At 67.6% G+C, this 26,345-nt stretch carries 27 protein-coding genes; 17 read left to right on the top strand and 10 right to left on the bottom strand.

Annotation, left to right across the window (positions count from 1 at the left end; translation table 11 throughout):
- Positions 1–78 precede the first annotated feature (78 nt).
- The gene (locus tag IU459_RS30135; RefSeq protein WP_195132981.1) at positions 79–1,008 is read right to left on the bottom strand and encodes a LysR family transcriptional regulator; all 930 of its coding nucleotides are present in this window, start codon (positions 1,006–1,008) and stop codon (positions 79–81) included.
- A 117-nt stretch (positions 1,009–1,125) separates the two neighbouring features.
- On the opposite strand from IU459_RS30135, the gene IU459_RS30130 reads away from it, so the two are divergent.
- Positions 1,126–2,118: a YeiH family protein gene (locus IU459_RS30130; protein ID WP_195132980.1), complete on the top strand. Its 993-nt coding sequence runs from the start codon at positions 1,126–1,128 to the stop codon at positions 2,116–2,118.
- Here the strand turns inward: IU459_RS30130 and IU459_RS30125 are convergent.
- A complete protein-coding gene (locus tag IU459_RS30125; protein WP_195132979.1) occupies positions 2,086–2,304 on the bottom strand; it encodes a hypothetical protein in 219 nt (72 codons plus the stop codon). The two genes, IU459_RS30130 and IU459_RS30125, sit on opposite strands and share 33 nt — an antisense overlap.
- A 90-nt stretch (positions 2,305–2,394) precedes the next feature.
- A complete protein-coding gene (locus IU459_RS30120; protein WP_195132978.1) occupies positions 2,395–2,547 on the bottom strand; it encodes a hypothetical protein in 153 nt (50 codons plus the stop codon).
- On the opposite strand from IU459_RS30120, the gene IU459_RS30115 reads away from it, so the two are divergent.
- Positions 2,531–3,187 carry a tetratricopeptide repeat protein gene (locus IU459_RS30115; protein ID WP_195132977.1) on the top strand — a complete coding sequence of 219 codons (657 nt, stop codon included), beginning with the start codon at positions 2,531–2,533 and terminating at the stop codon, positions 3,185–3,187. The genes IU459_RS30120 and IU459_RS30115 overlap by 17 nt on opposite strands.
- A gap of 303 nt (positions 3,188–3,490) precedes the next feature.
- The gene (locus IU459_RS30110; protein WP_195132976.1) at positions 3,491–4,177 is read left to right on the top strand and encodes a 2'-5' RNA ligase family protein; all 687 of its coding nucleotides are present in this window, start codon (positions 3,491–3,493) and stop codon (positions 4,175–4,177) included.
- 362 nt (positions 4,178–4,539) lie between these two features.
- Here IU459_RS30110 and IU459_RS30105 read toward each other — a convergent pair whose 3' ends face one another.
- Entirely contained in the window at positions 4,540–5,493 is a 954-nt protein-coding gene (locus tag IU459_RS30105; RefSeq protein WP_195132975.1) for a sterol desaturase family protein, read from the bottom strand.
- Between the two features lie 65 nt (positions 5,494–5,558).
- Positions 5,559–6,293, bottom strand: a complete 735-nt coding sequence (locus tag IU459_RS30100; RefSeq protein ID WP_195132974.1) for a helix-turn-helix transcriptional regulator — start codon at positions 6,291–6,293, stop codon at positions 5,559–5,561.
- Between the two features lie 760 nt (positions 6,294–7,053).
- Here IU459_RS30100 and IU459_RS30095 point away from each other — a divergent pair.
- The 4 genes from IU459_RS30095 (at position 7,054) to IU459_RS30080 (ending at position 11,694) form a co-directional block, all read left to right on the top strand.
- Positions 7,054–8,832 (top strand): hypothetical protein, encoded by a 1,779-nt coding sequence (locus tag IU459_RS30095; RefSeq protein WP_195132973.1) that lies wholly within the window; start codon positions 7,054–7,056, stop codon positions 8,830–8,832.
- The gene (locus IU459_RS30090; RefSeq protein WP_195132972.1) at positions 8,829–9,725 is read left to right on the top strand and encodes a hypothetical protein; all 897 of its coding nucleotides are present in this window, start codon (positions 8,829–8,831) and stop codon (positions 9,723–9,725) included. Before IU459_RS30095 ends, IU459_RS30090 begins: the two co-directional genes overlap by 4 nt.
- A 271-nt stretch (positions 9,726–9,996) precedes the next feature.
- Positions 9,997–11,163, top strand: coding sequence for an epoxide hydrolase family protein (locus tag IU459_RS30085; RefSeq protein ID WP_195132971.1), 1,167 nt, complete (start codon positions 9,997–9,999; stop codon positions 11,161–11,163).
- Positions 11,164–11,307: 144 nt separating this feature from the next.
- A complete protein-coding gene (locus IU459_RS30080; protein ID WP_195132970.1) occupies positions 11,308–11,694 on the top strand; it encodes a PPOX class F420-dependent oxidoreductase in 387 nt (128 codons plus the stop codon).
- Here IU459_RS30080 and IU459_RS30075 read toward each other — a convergent pair.
- Positions 11,691–11,954 (bottom strand): helix-turn-helix transcriptional regulator, encoded by a 264-nt coding sequence (locus IU459_RS30075; RefSeq protein WP_195132969.1) that lies wholly within the window; start codon positions 11,952–11,954, stop codon positions 11,691–11,693. The genes IU459_RS30080 and IU459_RS30075 overlap by 4 nt on opposite strands.
- Positions 11,955–12,059: 105 nt before the next feature.
- Here IU459_RS30075 and map point away from each other — a divergent pair, with 105 nt between their 5' ends.
- A complete protein-coding gene (map, locus tag IU459_RS30070) occupies positions 12,060–12,827 on the top strand; it encodes a type I methionyl aminopeptidase (RefSeq protein WP_195132968.1) in 768 nt (255 codons plus the stop codon).
- A 58-nt stretch (positions 12,828–12,885) separates the two neighbouring features.
- On the opposite strand, the gene IU459_RS30065 is transcribed toward map, so the two are convergent.
- Positions 12,886–13,599, bottom strand: a complete 714-nt coding sequence (locus tag IU459_RS30065; protein WP_195132967.1) for a glyoxalase — start codon at positions 13,597–13,599, stop codon at positions 12,886–12,888.
- Between the two features lie 114 nt (positions 13,600–13,713).
- Between IU459_RS30065 and IU459_RS30060 the strand changes: the two genes are divergently transcribed.
- A complete protein-coding gene (locus IU459_RS30060; RefSeq protein ID WP_195132966.1) occupies positions 13,714–14,310 on the top strand; it encodes a PadR family transcriptional regulator in 597 nt (198 codons plus the stop codon).
- Between the two features lie 101 nt (positions 14,311–14,411).
- The gene (locus IU459_RS30055) at positions 14,412–14,795 is read left to right on the top strand and encodes a PPOX class F420-dependent oxidoreductase (RefSeq protein WP_195132965.1); all 384 of its coding nucleotides are present in this window, start codon (positions 14,412–14,414) and stop codon (positions 14,793–14,795) included.
- Positions 14,796–14,886: 91 nt separating this feature from the next.
- On the opposite strand, the gene IU459_RS30050 is transcribed toward IU459_RS30055, so the two are convergent.
- Positions 14,887–16,203 carry a TldD/PmbA family protein gene (locus IU459_RS30050; RefSeq protein ID WP_195132995.1) on the bottom strand — a complete coding sequence of 439 codons (1,317 nt, stop codon included), beginning with the start codon at positions 16,201–16,203 and terminating at the stop codon, positions 14,887–14,889.
- A gap of 68 nt (positions 16,204–16,271) precedes the next feature.
- Positions 16,272–17,801, bottom strand: a complete 1,530-nt coding sequence (locus IU459_RS30045; protein ID WP_440446542.1) for a TldD/PmbA family protein — start codon at positions 17,799–17,801, stop codon at positions 16,272–16,274.
- A 190-nt stretch (positions 17,802–17,991) separates the two neighbouring features.
- Here IU459_RS30045 and IU459_RS30040 point away from each other — a divergent pair, with 190 nt between their 5' ends.
- Positions 17,992–18,639, top strand: a complete 648-nt coding sequence (locus IU459_RS30040) for a TetR/AcrR family transcriptional regulator (protein WP_324199085.1) — start codon at positions 17,992–17,994, stop codon at positions 18,637–18,639.
- On the opposite strand, the gene IU459_RS30035 is transcribed toward IU459_RS30040, so the two are convergent.
- Entirely contained in the window at positions 18,640–19,407 is a 768-nt protein-coding gene (locus IU459_RS30035) for a TSUP family transporter (RefSeq protein ID WP_195132963.1), read from the bottom strand. It abuts the gene before it with no gap.
- A 132-nt stretch (positions 19,408–19,539) separates the two neighbouring features.
- On the opposite strand from IU459_RS30035, the gene IU459_RS30030 reads away from it, so the two are divergent.
- The 6 genes from IU459_RS30030 to lnt all read left to right on the top strand — a co-directional run bounded on the left by IU459_RS30030 (position 19,540) and on the right by lnt (position 26,051).
- Positions 19,540–20,712, top strand: a complete 1,173-nt coding sequence (locus tag IU459_RS30030; protein WP_195132962.1) for a sensor histidine kinase — start codon at positions 19,540–19,542, stop codon at positions 20,710–20,712.
- 140 nt (positions 20,713–20,852) lie between these two features.
- Entirely contained in the window at positions 20,853–21,512 is a 660-nt protein-coding gene (locus IU459_RS30025) for a response regulator (protein ID WP_195132961.1), read from the top strand.
- Between the two features lie 90 nt (positions 21,513–21,602).
- Positions 21,603–22,085: an FxsA family protein gene (locus IU459_RS30020; RefSeq protein ID WP_195132960.1), complete on the top strand. Its 483-nt coding sequence runs from the start codon at positions 21,603–21,605 to the stop codon at positions 22,083–22,085.
- A 57-nt stretch (positions 22,086–22,142) separates the two neighbouring features.
- Positions 22,143–22,397: a hypothetical protein gene (locus tag IU459_RS30015; protein WP_195132959.1), complete on the top strand. Its 255-nt coding sequence runs from the start codon at positions 22,143–22,145 to the stop codon at positions 22,395–22,397.
- Between the two features lie 40 nt (positions 22,398–22,437).
- Positions 22,438–24,036 carry an amidohydrolase gene (locus tag IU459_RS30010; RefSeq protein WP_195132958.1) on the top strand — a complete coding sequence of 533 codons (1,599 nt, stop codon included), beginning with the start codon at positions 22,438–22,440 and terminating at the stop codon, positions 24,034–24,036.
- 347 nt (positions 24,037–24,383) lie between these two features.
- Complete coding sequence (lnt, locus tag IU459_RS30005; protein ID WP_195132993.1) at positions 24,384–26,051, top strand: apolipoprotein N-acyltransferase; 1,668 nt, start codon at positions 24,384–24,386, stop codon at positions 26,049–26,051.
- Positions 26,052–26,345: the final 294 nt, after the last annotated feature.

Genomic DNA, 26,345 nt, shown 5'->3' with positions numbered 1-26,345 from the left:
AATTACCGAATGGTTACGCCAGTTATCTGCTTTTCTGCAACCGCTCTACCTGCGGGAATACTCGGCAGAACAGCAGTATCACCAGTTGCCCGCGCCACGTTCGCCGTCGTCGGCGGCGCACCGGGCCAAGATTTCCGCCGGTCCCGACGGCGGCGCCTGACGGCGCCAGATCGCGCGAAACTTTCTGGTGAGCACCACCGAGCTCGCCACGCGCACCTCCGCGAGGGCTCCGCTGGCGAGGTCGGGCGCCGCGATCAACCGGCTCAGCACCGCGGGCGCGACCCCCGCCCGCGCCGCCGCGACGATCGCCGCCGCCGAGCCCAGCTCGGCGGCGGGCCGAGCAGGCTGGCACTCCGCACCCAGGATCTCCCACACCGTGTCGCGGGTTCCCGAGCCCGGCTCGCGCCACAGCAGCGGGGTGATGGCGAGTTCGCGCAACGTCAGCGGATGGCGGCGTCGCGCCCACGGATGACCAGGCGCGACCACGACGACCAGTTCGTCCGCACCGAGCACCCGGCTGCTGAGGCCGGGCGGCGGGTGCGGACCCTCCACGAAACCGATGTCCGCCTCGGCATTCCGGACCAGTTCTGCGACATGCCGGGTGTTGTCCACTTCCAGGGACACGGCCAGGTCCGGGCACGATGCACGCAAGGCACTGAGCCACTGGGGAATCCGGTGGTCGGCGATGGTTTTCGACGCGGCGATGCGCAGGTGCGGCACGTGCGCGGCATGGAGGGCGGCCACCCCCGCACCGAAGGCCCGCGCGGCCTCGAGCACGCCGCGTGCATGCCCTACGACGGCGCGTCCCACGTCGGTGAGCGCCGAGCCGGTCGGACCGCGATCCAGCAGCCGTAACCGCAGCCGTCGCTCCAGGGCGCTGATCCGCATGCTCGCCGCGGGCTGGCTGATGCCGTGCCTGCGTGCGGCCGCACCGAGACTGCCCAGCTCCGCGACGGAGACGAGCAGATCGAGCACCTCCAGATCAGGTGTCCCAGGCGGCAGCGTCATGGGCAGATTATGCGCACGCGACGATCCCGCGGCATCCGCACCCCATCAGCGCGGCTTATGAGGTGCTCTGCTCGCGGTGGCTACCGTGACTGTTCGCCGGCCGCGATCGTCTAGAAGATGACAGCTCTTCGCCAGCGCGGTCCCGGCCTTCTCGTCGCGGCGGTCCTCGCGACCGCCGCCACCGTCCTGGCCACGGTGCTTCCTGTCGTCGGCGCGCCCGTGCTCGCGTTGCTCGGCGGCGCGGCGTTCGGCGTGTTCGCGCGGCGAGCCGGAGACGAGCGTTTCGCTCCCGGACTCGCGGCGACCCAGCAACACCTGCTGGGGACGGCCATCGTGCTGCTCGGTCTCGGCCTGCCGGTCGCAGCGGTGGTCGGTGTCGGCCGCCGCACCGCGGTCGTGCTCATCGGCACGCTGGTCGTCGGCGCGCTGACCGCGCTCGTCGTCGGCCGCCTGCTCGCCCTCGACCGGGAATCGGCCATTCTGGTGGCGGTGGGCACTACTATCTGCGGAGCCTCCGCGATCGCCGCGGCCACCGCGGTCATCAAACCCGGCCGCGATCGCGTCGCCTATGCGCTCGGTACGATCTTCGTTTTCAATCTCGTTGGCGTTCTTGTCTATCCGCCTCTGGGGCACCTACTCGTCCTGTCCCAGGAGGCATTCGGGCTGTGGGCGGGCACCGCCATCAACGACACGTCCTCGGTACTCGCCGCGGGCGTAACCTTCGGCTCGGCCGCGGCGCATTTCGCCGTCATCGTCAAACTGGTGCGCAGCCTGGCGATCGTCCCCATGTGCATCGGATTGCATCTGGGAATGCGGCACAAAGCCGACGCCACGAGTACACCACTGTGGCGCAGCATTCCGCCTTTCGTCGTGCTGTTCCTCGCCGCCTCCGTGATCGCGGGCGCAGGCGTCATCCCGCCCTCCTGGACGTCCCCGCTCGGTCACGTCAGCGCGTGGCTGATCGCCGCGGTCCTGGCCGCCATCGGTACCACGCTGACCTGGCAGCGATTACGAAGCTCTGGCTACCGCCCCTTGGTCTTCGGCGGCATCCTCGCCATCACACTCGGCTCATCCGGCTTAGCACTGCAATTCGTCACCGGCTGGCGATGACAGGAACGGCGCGGCGTTCTTTTCCGATCCCATGACGTTCTCGTACACCGCGCCCGCCTCGCGCACCTTGGTGGCGAGAAAACGCATCCGCTCAGCGGTGAGGTAGCCACCTCGAAAGGCGGTCTGGTCCAGCTCGGCGGCCACTTGGTCGAGCGCAAGCCGAGCAAACCGGGTCTGATCAGCCATGCTCAGGTTCTACCAGCGTGCGTCCACAATTTCCGCCACGCAAACGTCGTGACGCGTGGCGTAGAGGCATAGGAGCGACGACGGCATCGCTCAGAGGCCATCGGCGACCAGCAGCAGGTACGCCGCCTCCAGATGAACCACGCACTGGTCCGGAGGATACTCGCGGTGTATGCACCGCAGCTCTTGGGCGCGTTCCACGGTCAGTCCCATCAGGTAGACCTGGCACATGAACTCGGCGAGCATGCCGTCCGCCTGCACGAACGTCGAAGCCGCGGTGATCCAGATGCCCGCGATCCGGCACAACACAACACAACACGCTCGCGAGCATTGCCCAACGAGACACTCGATCCCGTCTTCCCTCATTCCCGGCCTGGTAAAGCAACGGCGGTGGGTCGACACGCTCCTCGCTGAATTCAGCCATCCCGATCAACGGCGCCAGCTCTTTGGAATCGCAAGCGAGACGTCGGGGTTGCTTGGCTACATCTCGGTCGGGCGCGGTGATTTCCGCTTGGCTCGCGCGTATTGCTCGGAGTCATTCCAACTGGGCGACTTCGCGCAGGACCCGAACCTCATGGCGTGGGCGCGCGGCATGCAAAGCTTCTGCGAGTACTACGCGGGGCGGTACGGTGAGGCAGTGCGAGTGGCGCAAGATGGTCTCCGCCATGCGCAATCTGGACCGCAGAGTGTGCGGCTGATGATCAACGGTGTCGCACGGGCGATGGGCAAGCTCGGTGACGCCGACGGCGTCCATCGCGTCGTCGAGGAAGCCTATGAGCTCATGTCGTGTAACCACGCGCCGGAGGGCGTTCCATCCAGCGTGTCGCTTGGCAGCTACAGCCCGGCGCAGGTGGCCGGGATGCAGCGACCGCGTACGTCTCGTTGAAGATGCCGGACAGCGTTGAACACTATGTTCGGCTTGCGCTTCCGAAGATGAGTTATGCCAATTCGCCGTGGGGTCGCGCTCTCGTGATGATCGATTTGGCTCGGTCGCACGTCCTATCCGCAGCAGCGGATTTGGACTACGCTGCAGCACTCGTGGTCGACGCGCTCGACGTTTCAACAGGTAAGCCGATGATGCAGGTCAGACGCCGGGCATCGGAGTTCGTTGACGACGCTGCCGCGCGGTGGGGAAGGCCGCAGCAACTTGCTGCTGTGAGCGACGCTCTCGAGATTATGAACCACTGCGATGAACAGCATGGGTAGCGTGGAGGTCGGCGGAGGGTCGCAGAACATGCGACACAATGACGACCGTCTCGGCGTGCTCGGCTACTACTGGTTTCTGACCTTCGAGCAGTCACCGGAATTGCTGGCGCTGGTGAAGGAATGCCAAGCGTCGATCAGCCTGCCTCACTACGACCTAACGCCTCCGGATAGTTTGCACCTGACATTGGACCGGATCGCCTACTTCGGCGAAGTCGCACCGGAGCAACTCGACGCGGTCAAGACCGCCGCGGTACTGGCCTGTCGGGATGTGCCACCCTTCGATATCTCATTCGAGCATCTGCGGAGCATTCGCGGTGCCGTCGTGTTCGACGTCTCGCCTGCCTGGCGAGTGCGAATCCTTCAGAAAACGCTCCGCTCAGCGACGTTGGCCGCCTATCCCGAAGCATCTGTGAAGGCGTCGCAGTCCGATCCTCATGTCACGATCGGCTATCCCAATGCCGAGACCTTTTCAGAAGCGGACACCGCTGCGGCAGTCGCAAGACCGAACTCGACAGTCCACAGCGCGGATGTGGCTGTCACCGAGGCAGTGATGGTCTTGCTCGAGCGTCAACAGCATTCGTACTCCTGGCAGGTCATTGCTCGAATCCCCCTGGGCACCAGCCAAAGTGCGACAGCTCTCCAACCAATGAGGGAAGCGCCGCAACTCTAGTGCTTGACGGGTGGCTTACTTCTCATAATCCATTGGTAGCGGGTTCGCCCTCAAGCTCCCATTGGATTCAATAGCTGCTGGAAACTTCCCGCGGGCGGCGCCCGAGCCACTTGCCTTCAGCTAGCCGATGGTCGTTGGACCGAATAGCTTCCCGCGGTGGACCACGGGAGCAACCCGGGTCTGCTGGTCCGACTTATCGATTCGAATACCCGGTGATGCCGGCAATCGGATACGGGGTGTCCGGCGCTGTGCCCACGCTGGTGTCGCAGGAGATGCCTGGGATGCGAAGACCCCAGCTGGTCCCGCTCAGCAAGAATTGGTCGAAGCCGGTTGCCGAGCGGGGCCGAGTGGGTCGGTTTCGGTCAAGCCATCGTCTGAGTACCGGAGCCTGATCGGCTGGGGTCGGCCGATCGGGCATGGGCTGCCGCGGCTGGGGCATCGGCGGTGCTGAACTGGCAGCCGCCGTGCGCGGTGAACGGTTCGGCGAGCTGGGCGAGGTAGGCGACCGGGTAATCGGGTTTGGCGGCCATGCCGAGGTCGTCGCTGCTGAAACGGCGGGCTGGATCGTAGCTGTGGGTGCGCAGGAGGTGGTCCCAGAGCAGGGTGAAGAGTCCGAAGTTGACGTCGCCGATGCCCGCCCATTTGAGGTGGTGGAAACGGTGGCCTTCATTGAGGGCCAGCACATGCTTGAGCGGGCCGATGCGGTAGTCGGCATTGGAATGCTGCAGCAGCAGCTGCACAGCCACGGCGAGCGACAGGGAAGAGGCGACCGAAACAGGAATGCCGAGTAGCAGCAGCGGGGTGACGCCTGCGGTCATTTCGATCGTCTGGTGCAGCGGGTGTTTCATCAGGCCGTTGAGGCCGTAGAAGCGTTTGACGCTGTGGTGCACGGCGTGGAAGCGCCACAGCACGCCGATCTTGTGGCTGGCGTAGTGGGTGAGGGTGATGCCGAGATCGGCGAACAGGACCGCGATCAGCACCTGAACGGCGAAAGGCAATGCCGCAGGCCAGATTCCGTCGCCCGGAAGCAACGCTGCGAGCGCGGGGATGGCGGCGACACTGGCCAGGATGAGTGTTTCGTTGACGAAGACGTGGGCGGTATCGCGACCGGAATCCTCGAGGGACTCGTTCCAGGTCGATTCGTAGGGCAGCACGCGTTCGGCGGCAAACGACAATGCGATCGCGACAACGAGCAGGACGAGCAGCCAGAGTTTGTTGGCACCAGAAGCGGTCAGGGCGATGCCGAAGCCGTTGATGCCGAGCAGCATCAGGGGCGCGTAGCCGTAGCGGACGCCCGATTGGATGAACGTGGTCATGGTTTCGAGCCTCGCCGGGCGACGCGGGCGGGTGCTTGAAGAAATCGGCTGACCTGATCGGTGTTTCAGCCGGGTGCCCCGCGCCACCCGGTGGCTAGCAGGGCGTCCGTGGGGGTGATGCCGAACAGGTCCCGGCAGGTGCGGGTGAGGTGGGCGCTGTCGGCGAAGCCGGCGGCGTGGGCGGCCTCGGTCAGCGAACGTCCCGCGCGGACCTGATCGATGGCGCGGTGCAGCCGCGTCCAGCGCCGCCACGACGCATAGGGAAGCCCGACCTCGGCGGCGAACAAGTGCGAAAGGCGACTGGGTGACATCGCGACCCGGCGGGCCAACTCACCGAGTGTGGGTGGCCCAACCGGGCCGGCATCGGCCAGCCTCATTGCGGCGAGCACCACCGGATGCGTGGTCCGCCGCGGCAGCGGAAGCGCCGGGGCCGGGGACGGGCGGCTGGGTCGCTTCGGGACCGCTGCCGCGATCCAGCTGTCCACCCGATCGGCAGGTTGCCCGGCCAACCGCGCGACGGCGGCGCGCCCAGCCGTACTGGCGGGGTCGAGGTACGCCAGGAATCCGGCGGTCCCTGGCGTCGCCCGGACTTCATGGCGGACGCCGGGCGGGATGATCGCGAGGTCGGCACGGCCGACGGCTCCGCTGCCGTCGGTGAGGGTGACTTCGCCGCCGGTGACCAGCAGCACCTGCACCGCGGCGTGGGAATGTGCCGCGGTGTCACCGATATCACCGGTGTAAGCCATCAGACCGGGAGTGAACACGACACCGCCGAGCCACCGGGGGGCCGGTGCGGTCATCGGGGGTCACCGCCGGTCGGCGGACACAGGGCGGTGTTGAACACGGTTTCGTCTGGTTTGCGCGGGAGATGGGGTGTGACCGCGATCGTAGTGGATGGAATTTCGGACATCCGCTCAGTGCGAAGGCTGCCTTGATCATGCGTGGCTATCGAGGGCATGGGCCGTCGTGGAAGATGAAATGGTGATATGTAGAAATGCGCATTAAAGCCTACTGCTGGGGCTCCCGCCATTGCCGGTCGCCGACCTTCCCGCCGCGCCGGACGAAGATCCGCTCGATACTCTGAACTGGAGAACGATGGCCCTAGTTGCGGCGGCTGCGGGATGCTCCTTTGCCTCGACGACGAGATCGCTGATCTTGACCGTGCATGGGTTTCCGCGCATCGCACTGGATCCGCCCTACTTGTGCGCGTCGACTCCAGGACCGGGTCGGCCGACACGGACCTCACCGCCGTCGGTGACTGGCTCTCATCCTCGATCTGACGGCTCCGGAATGTGATGGTGGGCTGTGGTCGGTTCTGGCAGTGCGCAGTAGTTCACCTGTCAGAGGTGAAGCAGGTCCGGGGGTAGCCGACCACAATGTCATGGAAGGCGACATACCCACACTACGGAGATCGCGAGACTGCCGAAAGGCACCTCGGCGGATGCACGACCCTTCGAACGGATCAGCCTGTCGATTATGTCGGCAGCCCGGACTTACGTCTGGCCGACCAACTTCGCGCCAAGCGGTGGCCATATTCACCCAGATCGAATGGATGCAGAGATGCTCGACTATCACGGGAACGCCGTAACTCTCGTCGAGTTCCTGAGTGCCCTATCGGGCGGAGCGTTCCCGGACCCCCAACTTTCCGGAGCGCAGCAGGAGGCGATCGACGTCAGCAACGCCCACCCCCGAGCGGCGCTGCTCGGTGCTTTTTACGGTCATCTCCTTGTCCACGCGGCCTCCGACGGTGCGGAACTCGCTCTTCTCGACGATGCGGCCGCCTTGTGGTCCAAGGGCACGGCGCTGTGCGGTGAGATTGGGACGGTCCGCGCAGACCTCGAGCATGCTATGGAGAACCCCTCCGCCCCCGGGTCGGCAGACAGCTTCAACACTGCTGTGGTTCGAGCACAACAGATTGCGTATGAAATCAACGCGTTAAGGCCTGACATCGATGCCTTGCGCGCTGCTGTTCTCAGCTTTTCACACGTGCCCGAGCATCCCCGGCAGAGCGATATCCCGATCGATCAGTGGGACTGGGGAAACCTCATTCACGCGCGGCGTACCGACGCGCTGACCCGTAACCTATTGAACCGCGCGAACAGTCCAGCCGAGCGGGCTTTCGCGCTCGGCGTGGTGGCCAGCTACGGTGCGAACTCGAGTGGATCGGCCTACCTCGGTCACGCAGTGGGCGGGCCCCGCCGAAGCCATCGTCAGCGTGACCGCCTCGCACGCAACACAGTAGGGGCTTGGCTTGCCGAGCAGCATCCTGCTGCCCGGCCGCTGGGTGAGCTGGCCGACACGTTGCCGGCGGCTCTGCCCAGCGAGTTGGAGCAACTCCTCGAGGACGGTCTGTCTGCGACTTTCGATCTGGCCGCCACTCAGCCGCTCCCTGACCTCGCAACTGGGCACCGACGTCTGATCCAGCATTTGCAACTGTTGACCCGCTTTTCCCGCCCACCGGTTCCAACCCCGCCGGGGGTCGCGTGGACGACCAAGCTGTATTCCGACCCGTCCAACCCGCCACCGAGTCTGCGTCCGCAAAATGTCGACGTGGTCGGTCAAGATGGCGGGGGCGTCGCCGTCCAGTACGGCGGAGGCCCTAACCCAGGGGCGCAAAGTCCTGGTAAGGACGATGCCAGCAAAGCGGGCGCGGTCTGCGGAATCATCGCGGCCGTTCTCATTCTTCTCGACGTACTCCAGGCATTCGCGCGGTGCATTATCCAAGCGTTAGGCGACGATACATGCACTTTTTGGGACAATATGCTGCTTCAAAAGATTTGGGAGCAGGATCCGCCGGATCCTACCGATCCAGGTAACCCGCAGAATCCAAATGTGACCGCGGAGGCCTTGACGGTGATAGTAGGCAAGCCTTATGCCGCACAACTCGTTGCGATGTTGTTCGACGCTCACAACACCGTCTGGGAGGCAATGGAACGCGCCTATGGGTTTCTCGCTTCGACGGGGCTGATCATGCCAGACGGGCTCTTGGGGATGCCGCTATACGGTCAGTTCACCTCGCTGCCCGCGCGCGAGGAGTGGCCTCGCCGACCCGAAGAAGATCCCGTGAACACCTATCATCTGCCGCCCGCTTCGCCGATCGAATTCCCGGTCAGGGGGCCGTCACCGTTCGGTCCTGATGCATCCCCGGTGGCGTATGTGTCGGAGGCGACCGCGACCGCACTCAGGGTGTGGATGCAGAACGTGGTGGGGCAGCAAGACACCGACAATTTGGATCTCGACGCCGACCGCGGCGATGGCCATCTGTGCTGGCGGGCTGGCGGATCGGTCAACGATGACCCCGTCGCAGTAGAAGTCTTGGCCTACGAGGAGCAGGAATGAACGGCGACCAACGAGACCGGGAAGGACCAGCCGACAACCGGCCGTACCTGTGCATCCCTTACTGGACAAAGCCTCTCGTCCCGGGTGGCCACTGGGACACCGGCGAGGACCGGCCACTGACGAACAGCGTCGTTTACTACCTGTGCGAGTCGATCAAGGCCAGCCCCTACACTCCCGGTGAGGACCTGCACGTGTCCGTTGGGGTGCGTAACTCCGGAGGTGGCAACAGCGCACAAATTGCCACAGTGGTGGTCTACTGGTCGGATCCGACCGCGGGGTTCTCGAAGCTGAACGTCTTCAGCGCGACAACTGTTTCGGTCATGCCAGACCGCCTAGTACCCACAACGGCGTGGACCCCAACGATGACAGCAAAGATCCCTGCCGACGCCCCTCATCACATCTGTCTGTTGGCGATTGTCTCGCACCCGCAGGACAAGGCCGGCCTCGTGTACGACCCGGTCGGTGACCGTCACTGGGGCCAACGCAACCTTGTGTCCGTCACTGTGGCGCCGAACGTGCCAGCGCTGGTGCCGTTCAAACTCGCGAACCCATTACCCCATGACGCTGAGCTCGAGCTGCAGGTCGCCGCTGCCGAGGGCCACCACGGCGCGGTGGTCGCCGGTAGCTTGGGATTCGAGAACGCCGACGCCCACCCAACGCTGCGGCTGCTCAACCACGACGGATCCCCCATCAGCGAAGCCGGACAGGTCGTAGCGAAGCGGTTCGAACTCGATGGCCGCGGCGAGATAGAGCTACAGGTCATGGTCGAAATGTCCGATGGCCTGCCGACTGGAACTGTTGGCACCGTCGAAGTGCTGGTGGTCGACACGAACCCCGCGCAGGAGAGACCCGTCGTAGGGGCGCTCGGAATCGCACTTCTTCCACCCAATTGAGTCGCCCAGCAACAGGACCGGTACCCGCGGCGTGCTCGAGCGATGCTGGGACGACGCGGGCCTACGAACGGCGACAGAACAAGTATCGGCCGATCGAGACCTACGGCAAGGTGCGCCTGCAGTTCTCCGATGACGTCGCTGCCGGAACCGACGGAGCGCCTACAGCAGCTCATCGATGGGATCCGGTGGCGGGCTCGGGCCGGTTGCCCGATGAAAACGAATTGCGTATTGCGGAACAAACTCTTCCGCAATGGTCGACAGAGTAGTTCCCATGACCAACACGACACAGATCCGCCCCTTCCGTATCGACATCTCGCAGAGCGAGCTCGATGACTTGCGGCAGCGACTGACCCGAGCGCGCCTTCCGCACGTGGTGCCCGGTACCGAGGGGGACTGGGAGCGCGGAATCGCGCCGCGATACCTGCGGGAGCTGGCGGAGTACTGGCGTGACGACTTCGACTGGCGGGCGCAGGAGGCGCGGCTGAACGCTTACGACCAGTTCACCACCGAGATCGACGGGCAGACCTTCCACTTCTTCCATGTCCGCTCGCCGGAGCCGCAGGCGATTCCGCTGTTGATCACCCACGGCTACCCGGGGTCGGTGGTGGAGTTCCTGGAGCTGATCGGGCCGCTGACCGATCCGCGGTCGCACGGCGGCGATCCGGCGGACGCGTTTCATGTGGTGATACCGTCGCTGCCCGGATTCGGGTTCTCCACGCCGGTGGCTTCGACGGGCTGGGAGCTGGCGCGCACGACAGAGGCTTTCGCGGAGTTGATGAGCAGGCTCGGCTACGAGAAGTTCGTGGCGCAGGGCGGCGATGTCGGGGCCGGAGTCACCGGACGATTGGCCGCGCTGTATCCGGAGCGGGTCATCGCGACGCACGTCAACAGTGATCAAGGCATGCTGGGGCTGGTGGGCGAGCAGCTTCCGATGCCCGGCGGACTCACTGTTGACGAACTGGCGGGAATCGAAGCCGCGCAGGGGAAGTGGGCGCAGCAGAAGGGATACCTGGTGTTGCAGAACACCCAGCCGAACGCGGTCGCCGCCGCGCTCACCGATTCGCCGATCGCGCAGCTCGGCTGGATCGCGGAGAAGTTCCAGGTGTGGACCGATCCGGCGCGTCCGGAGGGCGCGGCGGTCGATCGTGACCTGCTGCTGACCAACATCAGCATCTACTGGTTCACCCGCAGTGGCGCCTCCGCTGCTCAATTCCTCTGGGAGGCCGCGCATTCCGGGATGGACTGGGTCGCGCCTTCGGGCGTTCCGCAGGGTTGGGCGGTGTTCAACACGCATCCGCTGATGCACCGGGTGATGAACCCGGACGGCCACATCGAGCACTTCACCGAATACGCCGAGGGCGGGCACTTCGCCGCTGCCGAACAACCGGAACTTTTCCTGGCGGACGTGCGCGCGTTCTTCCGCCGCTATCGCGGATGACGGTCGGACTCGGCGACGGCGCGGCTCGATCGCGCCGCCGCCGCGCACCGAGCGTGGCGGAGCATTCCTACGTCCGGACGCGTAGTGACGAACCGTTCCGCGGTCGGATGTCCCCGCTCGCCGGCGGGCCTACCGTTATGGGATATGACGTGGAACGAGATGAGTCAGAGCAAGTTCGTCCTGCTGACCACTTTCAAGAAGGACGGGACGCCGGTCGGCACGCCCGTCTGGGTGGCGCCGGACGGTGACCGGATCGTCGTCTGGACCAGTCCGGCGACGTGGAAGGTCAAGCGGATCCGTCGCAATCCGGACGTCACGCTGCAGGTCTGCGACGGGCGCGGTCGCCCGAAGTCGGAGGAGGTCTTGGCGGGCAGCGCCCGGATCCTCGACGCGGACGGCACACAGCGGGTGCGCGACGTGGTCGCGGACAAGTACGGAGTCATCGGCAAGCTCGCCATTCGCGGGCACAAGCTGCTGCGCGGCGCGGACGCGTCCGTCGGCATCGCGATCGATCCGAAGAAGCTGACCTAGGCCGATTCGGCCAGTCCCGCCGAGCGCCAGATATCCGCCAGGTCGTCGAGCGGGAGCGCGAGCACCTGGCTGAGCGACACGACTGTGCCGAAGGCGGGGGAGGGGAGTCGGCCGGTTTCGATCTTGCGCAGTGTCTCCGGTGAAATTCCCGCTGCCCGGGCGACCTCGGCGAGATCGCGGTCGGCGCGCGCGCTGCGCAGGGCGGCGCCGAGGCGGCGGCCCGCGTCGATCTGCGCGGGAGTCAGCGGAAGACGGACCATGCGCCCAGGCTACGGCCGGTATTTAAATACCGCAAGCGACCTGGCTGGTATTTAAATACCGATGCGGCTACCGTGGTATTAAAATACCGGCTCAGTGGAGGAATGATGGTCGAGTTGAAGAGCCCCGCAGAGATCGCGCGGATGCGAGTGGCGGGGCGCTTCGTCGCCGATGTGCTGGCCGGATTGCGCGAACGCGCGCGGGTCGGGGTGAACCTGCTCGAGCTGGAGGCTTATGTCCGGGAGCGCATTCGCGTGCGCGGAGCGCAGTCCTGCTACTGGGACTACGCACCGTCGTTCGGGCGCGGGCCGTTCCGCAATACCGTGTGCCTGTCGGTGAACGATGCTGTGCTGCATGGTCTTCCGTTCGACTACGTCCTGCGTGACGGTGACGTGCTGAGCATGGATCTCGCCGTCGGGATCGACGGGTGGGTGGCGGATTCGGCGACCACCGTCGTGGTCGGCACCGCCGCGCCCGAGGACGTGCGGTTGGTCCGCGCCACCGAGGAGGCGCTCGCGGCGGCGATCGCGGTCGCCGTGCCGGGCAACCACATCGGTGACGTCTCGGCCGCCGTCGCCGCGGTGGCGCGCGACTACGGCTATCCGGTGAACACCGAGTTCGGCGGCCACGGCCTGGGTCGCACCATGCACGAGGACCCGCATGTGCCCAACACCGGCCGTCCGGGACGTGGCTACCGCTTGCGTCCTGGACTCACCATCGCGATCGAACCCTGGTTCGCGCGCACGACCGACCGCATAGTCACCGACCCTGACGGCTGGACCATTCGCTCGGCGGACGGTTCACGCACCGCGCACTCCGAACACACTGTCGCGATTACGTCCGAGGGGCCTGAGGTGCTGACCGCTGCCGCGTGACCGCCATGGGGCGACGAGCATCCGGCGTCGCGTCGAGTGTCGAACATGGTTTTGCCGACTATGTTTCGGACAGCCAGGCGGCGAGGTCGTCGGATGCGCGTAGCTCGCCCCCGACCGCGGCTCGTTCCGTGTCGGACAACTCCATCGCGCGTAGCTCGGTGCGGAACTGTGCCGCGCGACCGGGGTCGTCAGCGGCGACGGCAAGTTCGGTGAGCGCCGCCAGCGCCCGGGCCACATCCAGCCGTGGTGCCTCGAGCCGAAATCGTCCGAGACCGACTTCGAGCACTCGGAATGCCGCCTTGTCGTCGTTCTTGAAATCGCGGAGGATGCGGGCGTTGTCCAGCACCTTGGCCAAGCCGTTCAACGCCTTCGACCCGCCGTACTCGAGTTTCATGGGTTCGTCGCGCTGGATGTAGATCACCTGGTTGCCCGCCGGGTCCACGACCGTGAACCGGCTCTGCCCCGGCCGGAATCGGGTGATCCGCGGGAGACCTTTCGCGGGAACCTTGCCGTAGCGGGCACGCAGTGCCGTGGTGAACGCTTGATGCCTGGTCGCGACGTCGTCGACCATCACCAGGCATGCGGCGCGCTCGGCGGGTATGTCGCCCGTTGGGGCGGTCACGAAATGCAGGGCGCAGCCATGGTCTTCTACGGCGCCGTAGATGTAGGGGCGGGTCTGCTCGTGGGTCACCACGTAGCCGAGCGTTTTATAGAAATCCAGCGTGCCCGCCAGGTCACCGGTCCAGAGCTGCGGTACCGCCGTGTCGGACATGAATCCTCCCGAAATACCCGTAGTAGTCAATTTTGACTAGCTGAGCGTAGGGGCATGCTCGACGAGAAGTCAAACTTGACTACTATGGCGAGGTCCGAGCGGAAGGAGTTCGCCATGTCGGCCGTGCGCCTATTGGTGCTGGGCGTGATGCGCCTGCGTCAGCCCACCCACGGCTATGCCGTGCGGCGGGAGTTGCTGTCATGGCGCGCCGAGACGTGGACGAACGTGAAACCCGGCTCGATCTATCACGCGCTCAAACAGCTCACCCAGGAGGGCAAGCTGAGCGCGTTCGGCACCGAGGACAGCCAGCAAGGTCCCGGTCGCACGCTGTTCCGGATGACCGAGGCGGGCGAGGCCGAGTTCCGCAGGCTCATGGACGAAGCGCTGGTCAGCGTCGACATGGAGGAACTGGGCGCGGCCATAGCCTTCATGGACGCGCTGCCCAGAGCGCACGTGATCGAGAAATTGCGCGAACAGCGCCGCCGCAGTGAGGAAGTGCGCACCAGCCTGCTCGCCATGATCCCGAACTTCCCCGGGCGATACGAGGCGCCGCACGCCACGGATCTGCTGGAGTTGTGGAGCGGCGTCTTCGAGAACCTATCGGGGTGGACCGGCGGGGTGCTGGCGCGGCTGGAGTCGGGGGAGTACCGGATGTCGGACCAGGGCCAGGCTGGCCTGAGCGGTACCCACTCGTCAATGCCCCAGCCATAGGTCCGTTTGCTCGAATCGGCCCCGGGTTCTGGCAGGCGCGACGGAGAACAGCGTGCCACTGGACGCGCCGAAGCACGTGATCGGCGGATACGCTGGCTCGCATGACGAATGCGCTGGCAGCTGTCGCCGCGGCCGACTACGTGCTGCTGACGACGTTCCGCAAGGACGGCACTCCCGTCGGCACCGCCGTGTGGGCGGTATCCGAGAACGGCAAACTGTACGTCTGGACGGTGACCGACAGCTGGAAGGTCAAGCGGCTGCGCCGCAACCCGGCGGTCACCCTGCAGCCTTGCGGTGCGACGGGCAAGCCGCACGGCGAGGTGGTCGAAGGGACCGCCAGGATCCTGGACGCCGAAGGCACGGAACGGGTTCGCAAACTGCTGCGGCGGAAGTACTGGCTCACCGGCCCGCTGATCATCCTCGGCAGCAATCTGCGCCGCGGCAAGTCCGGCACCATCGGCATCGAGATCACGCCCGCGGCCTGACCCTGCGGCGGGCGACCGCCGCGGCGTAGGAAATCGCCCGGTCGCCACACCGCGTGCCGCTCAGTCCCGCCCGGACCACCGGGCAGCGGTGTCAGGTCGCCTGGCTGACCGAGGACATGTGGAAGTCGGGAATCCGCAAGGGCGGCATGGCAGTCCGGGTGAACCAGTCCTTCCATTCGCGCGGCAGCGTGGTCTCGGTGGCGCCCGCTTCGCTCACCCGCCGCAGCAGATCCAGCGGGCTCTCGTTGAACCGGAAATTGTTCACCGCGGCGGTGACCTCTCCGTTCTCCACGAGGTACACCCCGTCCCGGGTGAGCCCGGTGAGCAGCAGCGTCGCCGGATCGACCTCGCGGATGTACCACAGCGTCGTCAGCAGCAGGCCGCGCTCGGTGCGGGCGATCATCTCGTCGATGCTCGCGTCGGAACCTCCGGTCATCAGCAGGTTCTCCCCAGGCACCGTCACGGGGACGCCGAACTCGGCGGCCGTCGCGCGCGGGTAGATCAGCGCGGAGATCACGCCGTCGCGCAGCCAGTCGACGCGTTCGGCGGGCATGCCGTTGTCGAAGACCGACATCGACTCCGATGACGCGGTGGTCGCGACGAACGGGCGATATGCCAAGCCGGGCGCGTACGGGTCCGAGTAGAGCGTGAGCGGAATGTCGGTCAGGCGCTCGCCGACCCTGGTCCCGCCCGCCCGCGCGAACGCTGTGTGACCCTCCTGCGCGCCGCGGCCTTCCATCGACCAGGCCAGGTAGATCATCAAGTCGGCGACGGTGGACGGCGGCAGCAGGGTTTCGTAGCGGCCCGCGGGCAACTCGACCTTGCGCTTGGCCCAGTCCAGGCGCCGGGACAGTTCGGCGAGCAGCCCGGTCACGTCGACGTCGGTGAAGTCGGTGGTCCCCACCCCGGCCCACGCGCTGGCCAGATCCGCGTCCGCGCCGCGTTTGCCGTTGATCTCCACCGAACCGGTGGGTTGGACGAAGCGGCGGCGGACGCCGGTCGAGGTACCCAGCCATGTGGTGTGCATCTGGTGGTGGGCGAAACCGTAGAGGCGGTCGGCGCTGTCGAAACCGGCGGCCAAATCGTGGGCGAGATCGGTGAACACTTCGATGCCGGTGCCGGCCGCCGGGGCGGACCAGTCGTCGTCGACGGTGTCCGGTTCCAGCAGTGGCATGGCGTCCCTGGCCGGTTCCGCGGTGCGCGCGGCCTCCTCGCCAGCCCGCACCACCGCCGCGATGTCATCGGGGTCCACGCTGCTCGAGGCGATCGTACCGACCCGAGCGAGGGTGGGCCCGTCGCGGAACACCGAGATCACCGCCCAGCTGCGCGATACCGATGACCCATTGGTGGTCATCGAGTTCCCGGCCCAGCGCAACGAGGCTTCGTGCTCGTCACGGACGATCACCATCGTCTCGTCGGCGGTCGACAGCGCGAGCGCCCGCTCCACGGTCGCACTCGCGGGGAACAGGTCGTCGGTCACTGGCCGGCCTCCGTCCGGGTGTTGAGAACATCGATGCCGCGCACCAGGATCGACGGGCAGCCGTGGCTGACCGACGCGACCTGACCGGGCTGCGCTTTGCCGCAGTTGAACGCCCCGCCCAGCCGCCAGGTGGACGGTCCGCCGACTGCCTCCATCGCGCCCCAGAAATCGGTGGTCGTGGCCTGGTAGGCGACGTCGCGCAGCTGCCCGTCCAGCTTGCCGCCGCGGATGCGGAAGAATCGCTGACCGGTGAACTGGAAGTTGTATCGCTGCATGTCGATCGACCACGATTTGTCGCCGACGATGTAGATACCGTCGTCCACCCGGGAGATCAGTTCCTCGGTGCTGGTGTCGCGGTCGGGATCCGGCTGCAGCGAGACGTTGGCCATCCGCTGGATCGGCACGTGATGGGCCGAGTCGGCATACGAGCAGCCGTTGGATCGCTCCAGGCCCAGCCGCGGGGCGAACGCCCGGTCCAGTTGATACCCGACCAGGATGCCGTCGCGCACCAGATCCCACCGCTGCCCGGCGACACCTTCGTCGTCGTAGCCGACACTGGCCAAGCCGTGCGCTTCGGTGCGGTCGCCGGTCACGTGCATGATCGGCGTCCCATAGCGCAGCGTGCCCAATTTGTCCGGCGTGGCGAAAGAGGTGCCCGCGTAGGCGGATTCGTAGCCGATTGCGCGGTCGTACTCGGTGGCGTGGCCGATGGATTCGTGGATGGTGAGCCACAGGTTGGTCGGATCGATGACGAGATCGGTCGGCCCCGCCTGCACGCTGGGCGCCTTCACCTTCTCGGCGAGCCACTCCGGGATCCGCGCGAGTTCGTCGTCCCAGTCCCAGATACCGTCGGCGCCGGTGACGTACTCCCACCCGCGACCCGCCGGCGCGGCCAGCGTGCGCATCGTCTCGAAGACCCCCGCCGCGGAGTCCACCGTGATGGCTTCCAGACTCGGATGCAGCCGGACGCGCTGCTGGATGATCGACGACCCGGCGGTGTCGGCGTAGAAAGTCTGCTCCTTGACCTGGAGCAGACCCGCGGTGACGTGATCGACGCCGTCGGCGTGCGAGAGCCGCTCCGAATAGTCCTGCAGCAGAGCGACCTTCTCGCCGGTCGGCACGGTGAACGGATCGATGTCGTAGTCCGAGACCCAGCGCACGCCTGCGTAGCGTGGCTCGGCGGCGAGTTCGACCCGCTCCCGGTTGAGTGCGCGCAGTGTGGTGGCGACGGTGACCGCGGTGCGGGCCACCTCGGCGGCGACGTCGGGCGTGAGCGCGGCGTGCGACGCGAAACCCCAAGTGCCGTCCACGATGACGCGCACGGCGAAGCCGAGTTCGGTGCTGTCGGTGATGGCCTCCACACGTCCGTCGCGCAATCGGATCGACTGGGTGACCAACCGGTGCACCCGCAGGTCGGCGTGCTCGGCGCCGGCCGCCGTCGCCGCGGTGAGCGCGGCGTCGGCGAGCGCGGTCAGTGGCAGACCGAGGAACTCGGCGTCCACGTCTTTGGAAGTCGCGATGCTCACCCGACCAACATAATCGCCCGGTCGGACAACGTCCGCCCACAGCCCGCGCAGGCCGAGCCAAGGCCGCGGCTGTAGTGCGAAGCTGCATCGAGTGCCGATTTGCGTAGAATGCGCGATCGTGCAGTGTGAACGGCGCGCGCGACACCTTCGCTTACCGCGTGTTTCTCACCGAATGCCGTACTGTGCCCGCGTGCCGCCATCCGCTCTCCGTGACCGCAAGCGCGAACGTACCCGCCGAGCCATCCTCGAAGCCGCCGCCGAGCTGTTCGAGACCAGAGGCTACGAGGACACGACGGTGGCCGACATCGCCGCCGCGGCGGACGTCGGCACGCGTACGTTCTTCAACTACTTCGCCAGCAAAGAAGAACTGCTCTTCCCGGAATCCGACGAGCGGGTGCGCGCCGCGGTGGCCGCGATCGCAAGCAGGCGCCCCGGAGAACGTCCGGTGGAGGTCATGCTGCGCGCGCTGCGTGCCGCGGGGGACAACCCCGGCGAACACCTCATCGACGACCTTTCCGCCCGGATCGCCGCGCTGCGTGCCAAGGTGTCGCGAACCGTGCCCGCGGTGAGCGGCCGCGCCGCACACGCCCAGCTCGTCGCGCAGCGCGAGATCGCCAGGCAGCTGCACGGCGCGTTCCCCGCCGAACTCGACGAGGTGGGCGCCGCCGCGCTGGTCGGCGCGGTCGTCGGCGCGGTGTCGGGTGCGTTGACCGTGTTGTTCCAGCATCCGGTGGTGGGGGCCGAGGACGGTGAGCGCCTGCACCACCGGATTCACGAGACGACTTCGCGCGCCCTGCAACCGTGGCTGGCCACTCATCGGGTGGAACCGGTGGGCTGATCAGCCGAACTGCTGCCAACCCAACCGGATCACCATCGCGATCACCACCACCAGCAGCACGACGCGCACGAATTCGGCGCCCTTGCGCACCGCCATCCGCGAGCCGACCACCGCGCCGAGCACGTTCGCCGCGGCCATCGCGGCACCGAGCGCCCACAGGATGTGGCCGGTCGCCCCGAAGAAGACCAGCGCGCCGAGATTCGAGCCGCAGTTGATCACCTTGGCCATGGCTGCCGCCCGCACGAACTCGGTCCCGAGCAGGGTGGCGAAGGTGATGATCAGGAACGTTCCGGTGCCGGGCCCGAGCAGGCCGTCGTAGAAGCCGATCAATCCCGCGGCCAGCGCCACGGTGAGGACGGCCTTGCGCCGCGTGGGCGGGTGAGTGGCCAGCGTGACGCCGATTGACGGACGCATCGTGACGAACACCGCGACGCCGACCAGCACCACCATCACGATCGGGACGAACAGCTCGCGGTCGATCAGGGAGACCGCGGCGGCGCCGACCGCGGCCGCCACCGCGGCGATCACGGCGGCGGGCACCAGCACGCGCCAGCGCATCGGCACCTTGCGCGCGAAGGTAGCCACCGCGGCGCTGGTCCCGGCGACCGCGGCGAGCTTGTTGGTGCCGAGCGCGGTCTGCGGCGCGATGCCGGGCGCCACCACGAACAGCGTGGGCAGAATGATCAGCCCACCCCCGCCGACCACCGCGTCCACCCATCCCGCGGCCGTCGCCGCCGTCAACAGAACCGCCCAGTCTCCGATCTCCACGCGGGTAAGACAACCAGATCATCGGTTCATCCGCTGACTGGCATCGGCGCCCCGCCCGAATCATGCGGGGCATTCGGCCCTGCGTCCGTGGGGTTGCGTGGCCGCGTACCGGGCGCACCTAGGCTGAACCCCGTGCGTCGGTTCAGTCTGTGGCTTCGGGGCAAGCCCATCGTCGCCGATTCGGCGCTGGCGGCGCTGCTTCTGCTGCTCGAGATCGTCAGCGTTGGCAACGCGCACAACAAGCTCGCGTATCTGGCCGTCGGCGTGCTGCTTCCGCTTCCGGTGGTGCTGCGCCGGGTGTATCCGCGGACGATGGCGGTCGCCACGCTGGCGCTATCGATGACCGCGTCGCTGGTGGGCTTCCTGACCCAGGAGGACGCCGACCACATCGCGTTGCTGTCGCAGGGCATCATCCTGTACACGCTGGTGGCCTACGTCGGGCGGCGCGAGGGGCTGTGGTTCGGGCTCGGCCTCGGCGTGGACGTCGTGCTCTCGATCGCGGCGATCGACCGGCCGGCCGGGCCCGACATCGTCTTCACGGCCATGTTCTACGCGCTGTCCTGGACGCTGGCGGAGTTCATCGGCGCTCGGCACGCCTACGACGCCGAGGTCGCGGCACGCCTGGCGGTCGCCGACTACGACAAAGAGCGCCGCGCGCACGACGCCGTCTCGGCCGAACGCACGCGCATCGCCCGGGAACTGCACGACGTGGTGGCGCACGCGGTGAGCGTGATCATCGTGCAGGCCGACGGCGCGAAATACGCGCTGCGCCGCGACCCGGACGCGGCGGAGCAGGCGCTCACCACCATCGCGAGCACCGGCCGTGAAGCGCTGCGCGAACTGCGCAGAACCGTGGCCCTGCTGCGGACCGAGCACGCGCCCGACCAACTGCCCCAGCACGGCACCGCCGGCCTCGCCAAGGTCGTGGAGATGATGCGCGGCACCGGCCTCGCCGTCGAGCTCGAGCTGACCGGGGAGCTGGACGACATCGCACCCGAGGTCAGTCTCGGCGTGCACCGCATCGTGCAGGAATCGCTGACCAACACGCTGCGGCACGCGGGCCCGCACCCGAAAGCGTGGGTGCGGGTGCGCCGCACCGACTCCGACGTGGTGATCGACGTCACCGACAGCGGCGGCGTGCCGCTGCACGAACCCGCCACGCGCATCGAGGGCAGCGGGCTCGGGTTGGTCGGGATGCGCGAGCGCGTCGCCGTGCTGGGCGGCAGCTTGGACGCGGGCCCCGACGCGGACGGAGCCTGGCGGGTACACGCGAGCCTCCCGCTGCGGCCGGGCTCGGCGGAGTGAGCCGAGCTCGGTGGCATCGGCCTGTGAATCCATGCGCCCCAAGTGGATTCGGTCACAGGGACAAAGTCGGGAGCGGGGTGCCAGGGTCGTCGCGGCGCAGGACGCCCGAGACGCGGAAGCGCCCACGTTACATTGGGGGCGTGCCGATCACCGTTCTCGTTGTCGATGACCAGGAACTCATGCGTATGGGATTGAAGATGGTGCTCGGCGCGCACCCCGGCATCGAAGTGATCGGCGAGGCGGCCAACGGCGCCGCCGCGGTCGCCAGGGCGGCGGAGCTGCGGCCCGACGTCGTGCTGATGGATGTGCGGATGCCCGTCGTCGACGGCGTCGCCGCCACCACCAGGATCGTGGAGGCCGGGCACGGCAGCCGGGTACTCGTCATGACGACCTTCGACCTCGACGAGCACGCGCTCGGCGCGCTCCGCGCGGGAGCGAGCGGATTCCTCTTGAAGGACACCCCGCCGGAAGACCTCATCTCCGCCATCCGCAGTGTCGCCGCGGGCGACGCGGTGGTCTCGCCGAAGGTGACCAAGCGCCTGCTGGACCGCCTCATCGCGGAGGACCCGGCCCGGACCCGCGACCCGGGCGTGCTCGACGTGCTCACCGCCCGCGAACGCGAGGTGCTCGAGCAGATCGCGGCGGGCCGCTCCAACGCCGAGATCGCCGAGCAGCTGTACCTGTCCGAGGCCACGGTCAAGACGCACGTCGGCAGGGTGCTCACCAAACTCGGTCTGCGGGACCGCGTTCAGGCGGTCGTCTTGGCCTACGAGACGGGTTTGGTGCGCCCGGGCGGCTGACCAGGGCGGATCTCAGCGTCTTTTCAGGTGCGCCGGGAGAAAAACGCCGGTTCCGGACGTTGACCGGGTAGATCGTCCGAAGGGATCGCCATGGCCGCGTTGTTGTTCGTGCTGTACGTCGTCGTCGAGATCGCCGCGCTGGTCGCGGTCGGCCAGCTGATCGGCGTCATGCCGACGATTCTGGTGCTGATCGCCGGATCGGCCGCGGGCATGCTGCTGATCGGCTCGCAAGGGCGCCGGGTGTTCGAGCAGTTCCGCCGCGCCGGTCGCGGAGAAATCGCGCCGGGTACCGCCGTGGCCGATGGCGCGCTGGTCGCGGCGGGTGGTGTGCTGATGTTCGTGCCGGGCCTGGTCACCTCGCTGCTCGGTCTGCTACTGCTGCTGCCACCGACGCGGTTTCTGGTGCGTCCGCTGGTCACGGCGTTCGCGGCCCGACGGTTCGGCAGGATCGCCGCCGCCGCACCCTATCGCGGTGTCGTCATCGACGGCGACGAGGTGATCGATGGCGACGTGGTGCGGCAGTGGTACGACGACGGACAGGGCGACGCCCGCCGCGCGATCAGCCCGTCCTGAGGGTGAAACCGCCTACGCCAGGTTCCGCGCTGCGCGCCGAAGGGCTATCGTGGCGCGATGGCCACCGAGCAACTCACCGTGACGGTGAGCGAGGAGCTGGCCGCTGCGGTGCGACGTGCGGCGGCCTCAGCGGGACAGTCGATTTCCGGATTCACGGCCGCGGCGCTGCGGCTGGAGCTGATCGCCATGGAGGCGGGCTGCCGGTCCACGGCGGCGGGCGGAACCGGTGCAGCGCCGCCGGCGTACGCGGAGGTGATGACGGTACTGGCGCAGCAGGAGGATCTGGCGCGCAGGCCCGCACTGAACGGCTGACCGAAACCGCCGCTTCGGGCATACGGCAGACTGGTGCCCCGTGAGTACCCAGTTGCTGATCGGTGGTCGTTTCTACAGCGCGAGTTCACCCGACGCCACGGCCATGGCGGTGACCGACGGGACCGTGGTCTGGCTGGGCGCCGAGCAGCCAGGACGCGCGCTGCACATCGACGCCGAGATCGTCGACCTCGACGGCGCCTTCGTCGCGCCCGCGTTCGTCGATCCACACGTGCACGTCACGGCACTCGGGCTGAAGCTGACCGGTCTCGACCTGTCCGGTGCGGAGTCGCTCGGACACTGCCTGCGGCTGCTGCGCGCGTTCGCCGAGGCACACCCCGACGGCGCCGTCCTGGGTGACGGCTGGGACGAGACCACCTGGCGGGAGGGCAGGCCGCCCAGCGTCGAGGAGATCGATGCGGCGGCGGGCGCCGGGCGCCACGTGTACCTCTCGCGCGTGGACACGCACTCCGCCGTGGCGTCCTCGGCACTGCTGGACACACTGCCCGGGCTGACCTCGACCGACGGATTCACCCGCGGCGAGCCGGTGCGCGCCGCGGCCCACCATCTGGTGCGCACCGCCGCGCTCGCGAGTCTCTCTCGGGCGCAACGGGATAAAGCGCGCGCCGCGGCACTGGATCACGCTGCCGCGCACGGGATCGTCGCGGTGCACGAATGCGCGGGCCCGGAGATCGCTGGGCGCGAGGACCTTCGCGAACTGCTCGAATTCGACCACGGCGTGCAGGTCCGGGCATATTGGGGCGAGGCGGTGCGCAGCGCCGAACAGGCACGCGCCCTGGTCGAGGAACTCGGCGTGCACGCCTTGGGGGGCGACCTGTTCGTCGACGGCTCCCTCGGGTCGCGCACCGCCTGGCTGCGCGCGCCCTACGCCGACGAGTCCCATTGTGGCCGGAGCTATCTCGATGCGGAGACGATCGCCGATCATGTGCGCGCCTGCACGGTCGCGGGTATCCAGGCCGGGTTCCACGCGATCGGTGACGCCGCGATGGATACGCTCGTCGCGGGTATCGAGCGGGTGGTCGACGATCTCGGCGGACCCGCCGTCGCCGCACTCGGGCACCGGGTCGAGCATGCCGAACTGATCGACGCCGAGCACATTGCGAAGCTCGCCCGCTGGGGCGTAATCGCCAGTGTGCAGCCGGGATTCGACGCCGTCTGGGGTGGATCGCACGGCATGTACGCCGCGCGGCTCGGCGCCGATCGCGCGGCGACCCTGAACCCGTTCGCCGCCATGGCCGCCTCCGGCGTCGCCCTCGCGATCGGCTCCGACGCCCCGGTCACCGCCCTCGATCCGTGGGCGGCGGTGCGGGCCGCGGCCAACCATCGCACCCCGGAGCACGGACTGTCGCCGCGCGCCGCCTTCGCCGCGGCGACGCGCGGCGCCTGGCGCGCGGGCGGAGTCCGCGACGGTGTGGCGGGCACGCTGGTACCAGGTGCGCCGGCATCCTACGCGATCTGGGACGCCGATGAACTCGTTGTCGCCGCTGCCTCCGACTCGGTCCAGCGCTGGTCCACCGACCCGCGGTCGCGTGTCCCGGGATTGCCTGCGCTCGAACCTGATTCACCGCTGCCGAGGTGCCTGCGCACCGTTCACCGGGGAGCGACGATCTATGCGGCATGACCGAGTCGGCGACGAGCCGGCGCCCGAATTCGCCGGTCGCCGGGTGGTTGAAGTGGCAGATGTTGATGCAGTGGCTATTGGGGTTGCGGTGACGCATGTACACCGGGGCGCGGACGTTTGGCGACCGGCAGACCGCGACTACGTAGCGGAGCTCGGTGTGAGCCCGGACCGTGGTGGGCGCCATCACAGGGCAGGTATCGGTCATTGCGGTTGTTCTGGCGGGAATCGGCGGAACGCAGGCCTATACGGCATGTGTGGGCCGAGTGGCGTACGTCCGCCGGGTGTCGAACGACGGCCGAATGGCGGACGGTAGCCAGGGGATGGTGCGCGAGCGGGTAGCGGAATGGATGCGGTCGCTGGCGGCCGCGGTGCGCAGGCATCCGGTGCCGGCGCGCTCCGCGGCGGCGATCCTCGCCGGGCTGCTGCTGTTCGGCAGCTTTCCGCCACGGCCGTGGTGGTTCCTCGCGCCGGTCGGCATGGCCCTGCTTACGCTGGTGGCCCGAAGTGCTGGACGCCTGCGCGCGGGCTTCGGTTACGGATTCCTGGCCGGCCTGGCGTTCTTCCTCCCGTTGCTGCCGTGGACCGGCATCTACGTCGGGCCGGTGCCGTGGCTTGCGCTGTCCACCGCGTGCGCGGTCCACGTGGGCGTCTTCGGTCTGCTCGCCCGGCTCGTCGGCACGCTTCCCGGCTGGCCCCTGTGGGTGGCGCTGGCCTGGACGACCGCCGAGTGGGGCCGCTCCAGCTTCCCCTTCGGCGGATTTCCCTGGGGCCGCTTGGCATTCGGCCAAGCCGACGGCTGGTTCCTGCCGCTGGCTGCGGTCGGCGGCGCACCGCTGGTCGGGTTCGCGGTGGCCCTCACCGGAACCGGTGCCGCGGCACTGGCGTCCCTGCTGTGGTCACGTCGCGCATCCAGAAGGGCTGACGCATCGGTCTCCGACGCCGGGCCCGGAATCTCCGCGCCCGCGGCCCACGCGGCCCGGCTCGGGTATGCCGCGGCGGTGCTCACCGTGGCCGTCATGCCTGTCGCCGGACTGCTGCTCCGCTCCGCCTTGCCGGGCCCGGACTCGGGCGACCGAACGGTCACGGTCGCCGCGATCCAAGGGAGCGTGCCGCGGCTCGGGCTGGATTTCAACGAACAGCGGCGCGCCGTGCTGGACAACCACGTGCGCCGTACCGAGGAACTGGCCGCGGACGTCGCGGCGGGCCGCGCGCCGCGACCGGATGTGGTGATCTGGCCGGAGAACTCCTCGGACATCGATCCGCTGCGCAACGGCGACGCCGCCGCCTTGATCACCGCGGCCTCCGAGCGGATCGGCGCACCGATCCTGGTCGGCGCGGTGCTGGTCAATTCGGATCGGACGACCACCAACTCGGTGATGGTGTGGAACGGCGCGGCGGGCCCGGGCGAGCGGCATGACAAGAAGATCATCCAGCCCTTCGGCGAGTACCTGCCGATGCGCGGCTTCTTCCGGCTGTTCTCCGAATACGCCGATCGGGCAGGATATTTCGTCCCCGGCCACGGCGACGGCGTAGTACGGGCCGCCGGCATCGACATCGGCGTCGCCACCTGCTATGAGGTGGCCTTCGACAGGGCGTTCGAAGACGCGATGCGCGCGGGCGCCGAGCTGCTCACCGTGCCCACCAACAACGCTACCTTCGGCGACAGCGAGATGACCTATCAGCAGCTGGCCATGTCCCGTATCCGTGCCGTCGAACACGGAAGGGCCTTGGTCGTCGCGGCGACCTCGGGTGTGAGCGCGATCATCGCCGCCGATGGCAGCGTGCGGCAGGAAACGGCGCTGTTCGTGCCCGCCGCCTTGGTCGCGGAGCTTCCGCTCCGCGACGACAACACGCTGGCGACGCGAATTGGCCCTGTCCCGGAGCGAATCTTCGCTATTCTGACCGCTGCCGCCGTACTTGCCGCGATCATCCGGCGGCGATCCACCCGCGAGGACGACTCGACCGACAACGCTGGCGTGACCGCTCGACCGGTAGTCCAACCAAACCAGAAATAACCGAACACTCGGTATGTTCTAGCCCCCAACTTGCCCACGGAGTAATGGGGCAGTGTTGCGTTGCGCGGGGTTAGCTCGATAACTCCACTGAGCGTCGCAGTAGCATTGGACGGTCTGGTCAGGTGCTGTTTCCTTTTGGCTCGACCTCATCGAGTCGCAATGTTTGCGGAAATGTAACCAACCAAAGTGGCCTTCTGCCAAGGGCGTTGGATGTGAAACAAATCCAAAACGCTGGCAATCCGGCTGATGTGATGCTCCGAATCATAGGGCGTGGATCACGTCCCGGCTGGCGCG

It is taken from the genome of Nocardia amamiensis, from assembly GCF_015477605.1.
In the GTDB taxonomy this organism is placed as follows: Bacteria; Actinomycetota; Actinomycetes; order Mycobacteriales; family Mycobacteriaceae; genus Nocardia; species Nocardia amamiensis_A.
This window is presented reverse-complemented; position numbering and strand designations above follow the sequence as displayed.

Excerpts from the sequence above, each read along its gene's own strand:
- IU459_RS30065 (WP_195132967.1), bottom strand. The coding sequence starts at position 13,599 with ATGTCCGACACGGCGGTACCGCAGCTCTGGACCGGTGACCTGGCGGGC.
- IU459_RS30085 (WP_195132971.1), top strand. The coding sequence starts at position 9,997 with ATGACCAACACGACACAGATCCGCCCCTTCCGTATCGACATCTCGCAG.
- IU459_RS30130 (WP_195132980.1), top strand. The coding sequence starts at position 1,126 with ATGACAGCTCTTCGCCAGCGCGGTCCCGGCCTTCTCGTCGCGGCGGTC.
- IU459_RS30135 (WP_195132981.1), bottom strand. The coding sequence starts at position 1,008 with ATGACGCTGCCGCCTGGGACACCTGATCTGGAGGTGCTCGATCTGCTC.
- lnt (WP_195132993.1), top strand. The coding sequence starts at position 24,384 with ATGCGGTCGCTGGCGGCCGCGGTGCGCAGGCATCCGGTGCCGGCGCGC.
- IU459_RS30110 (WP_195132976.1), top strand. The coding sequence starts at position 3,491 with ATGAACAGCATGGGTAGCGTGGAGGTCGGCGGAGGGTCGCAGAACATG.
- IU459_RS30050 (WP_195132995.1), bottom strand. The coding sequence starts at position 16,203 with ATGGTGATCGTCCGTGACGAGCACGAAGCCTCGTTGCGCTGGGCCGGG.
- map (WP_195132968.1), top strand. The coding sequence starts at position 12,060 with ATGGTCGAGTTGAAGAGCCCCGCAGAGATCGCGCGGATGCGAGTGGCG.
- IU459_RS30095 (WP_195132973.1), top strand. The coding sequence starts at position 7,054 with ATGCTCGACTATCACGGGAACGCCGTAACTCTCGTCGAGTTCCTGAGT.
- IU459_RS30015 (WP_195132959.1), top strand. The coding sequence starts at position 22,143 with ATGGCCACCGAGCAACTCACCGTGACGGTGAGCGAGGAGCTGGCCGCT.
- IU459_RS30075 (WP_195132969.1), bottom strand. The coding sequence starts at position 11,954 with ATGGTCCGTCTTCCGCTGACTCCCGCGCAGATCGACGCGGGCCGCCGC.
- IU459_RS30125 (WP_195132979.1), bottom strand. The coding sequence starts at position 2,304 with ATGGCTGATCAGACCCGGTTTGCTCGGCTTGCGCTCGACCAAGTGGCC.
- IU459_RS30105 (WP_195132975.1), bottom strand. The coding sequence starts at position 5,493 with ATGACCACGTTCATCCAATCGGGCGTCCGCTACGGCTACGCGCCCCTG.
- IU459_RS30120 (WP_195132978.1), bottom strand. The coding sequence starts at position 2,547 with ATGCTCGCCGAGTTCATGTGCCAGGTCTACCTGATGGGACTGACCGTG.
- IU459_RS30060 (WP_195132966.1), top strand. The coding sequence starts at position 13,714 with ATGTCGGCCGTGCGCCTATTGGTGCTGGGCGTGATGCGCCTGCGTCAG.
- IU459_RS30020 (WP_195132960.1), top strand. The coding sequence starts at position 21,603 with ATGGCCGCGTTGTTGTTCGTGCTGTACGTCGTCGTCGAGATCGCCGCG.
- IU459_RS30055 (WP_195132965.1), top strand. The coding sequence starts at position 14,412 with ATGACGAATGCGCTGGCAGCTGTCGCCGCGGCCGACTACGTGCTGCTG.
- IU459_RS30115 (WP_195132977.1), top strand. The coding sequence starts at position 2,531 with ATGAACTCGGCGAGCATGCCGTCCGCCTGCACGAACGTCGAAGCCGCG.
- IU459_RS30080 (WP_195132970.1), top strand. The coding sequence starts at position 11,308 with ATGACGTGGAACGAGATGAGTCAGAGCAAGTTCGTCCTGCTGACCACT.
- IU459_RS30090 (WP_195132972.1), top strand. The coding sequence starts at position 8,829 with ATGAACGGCGACCAACGAGACCGGGAAGGACCAGCCGACAACCGGCCG.
- IU459_RS30100 (WP_195132974.1), bottom strand. The coding sequence starts at position 6,293 with ATGACCGCACCGGCCCCCCGGTGGCTCGGCGGTGTCGTGTTCACTCCC.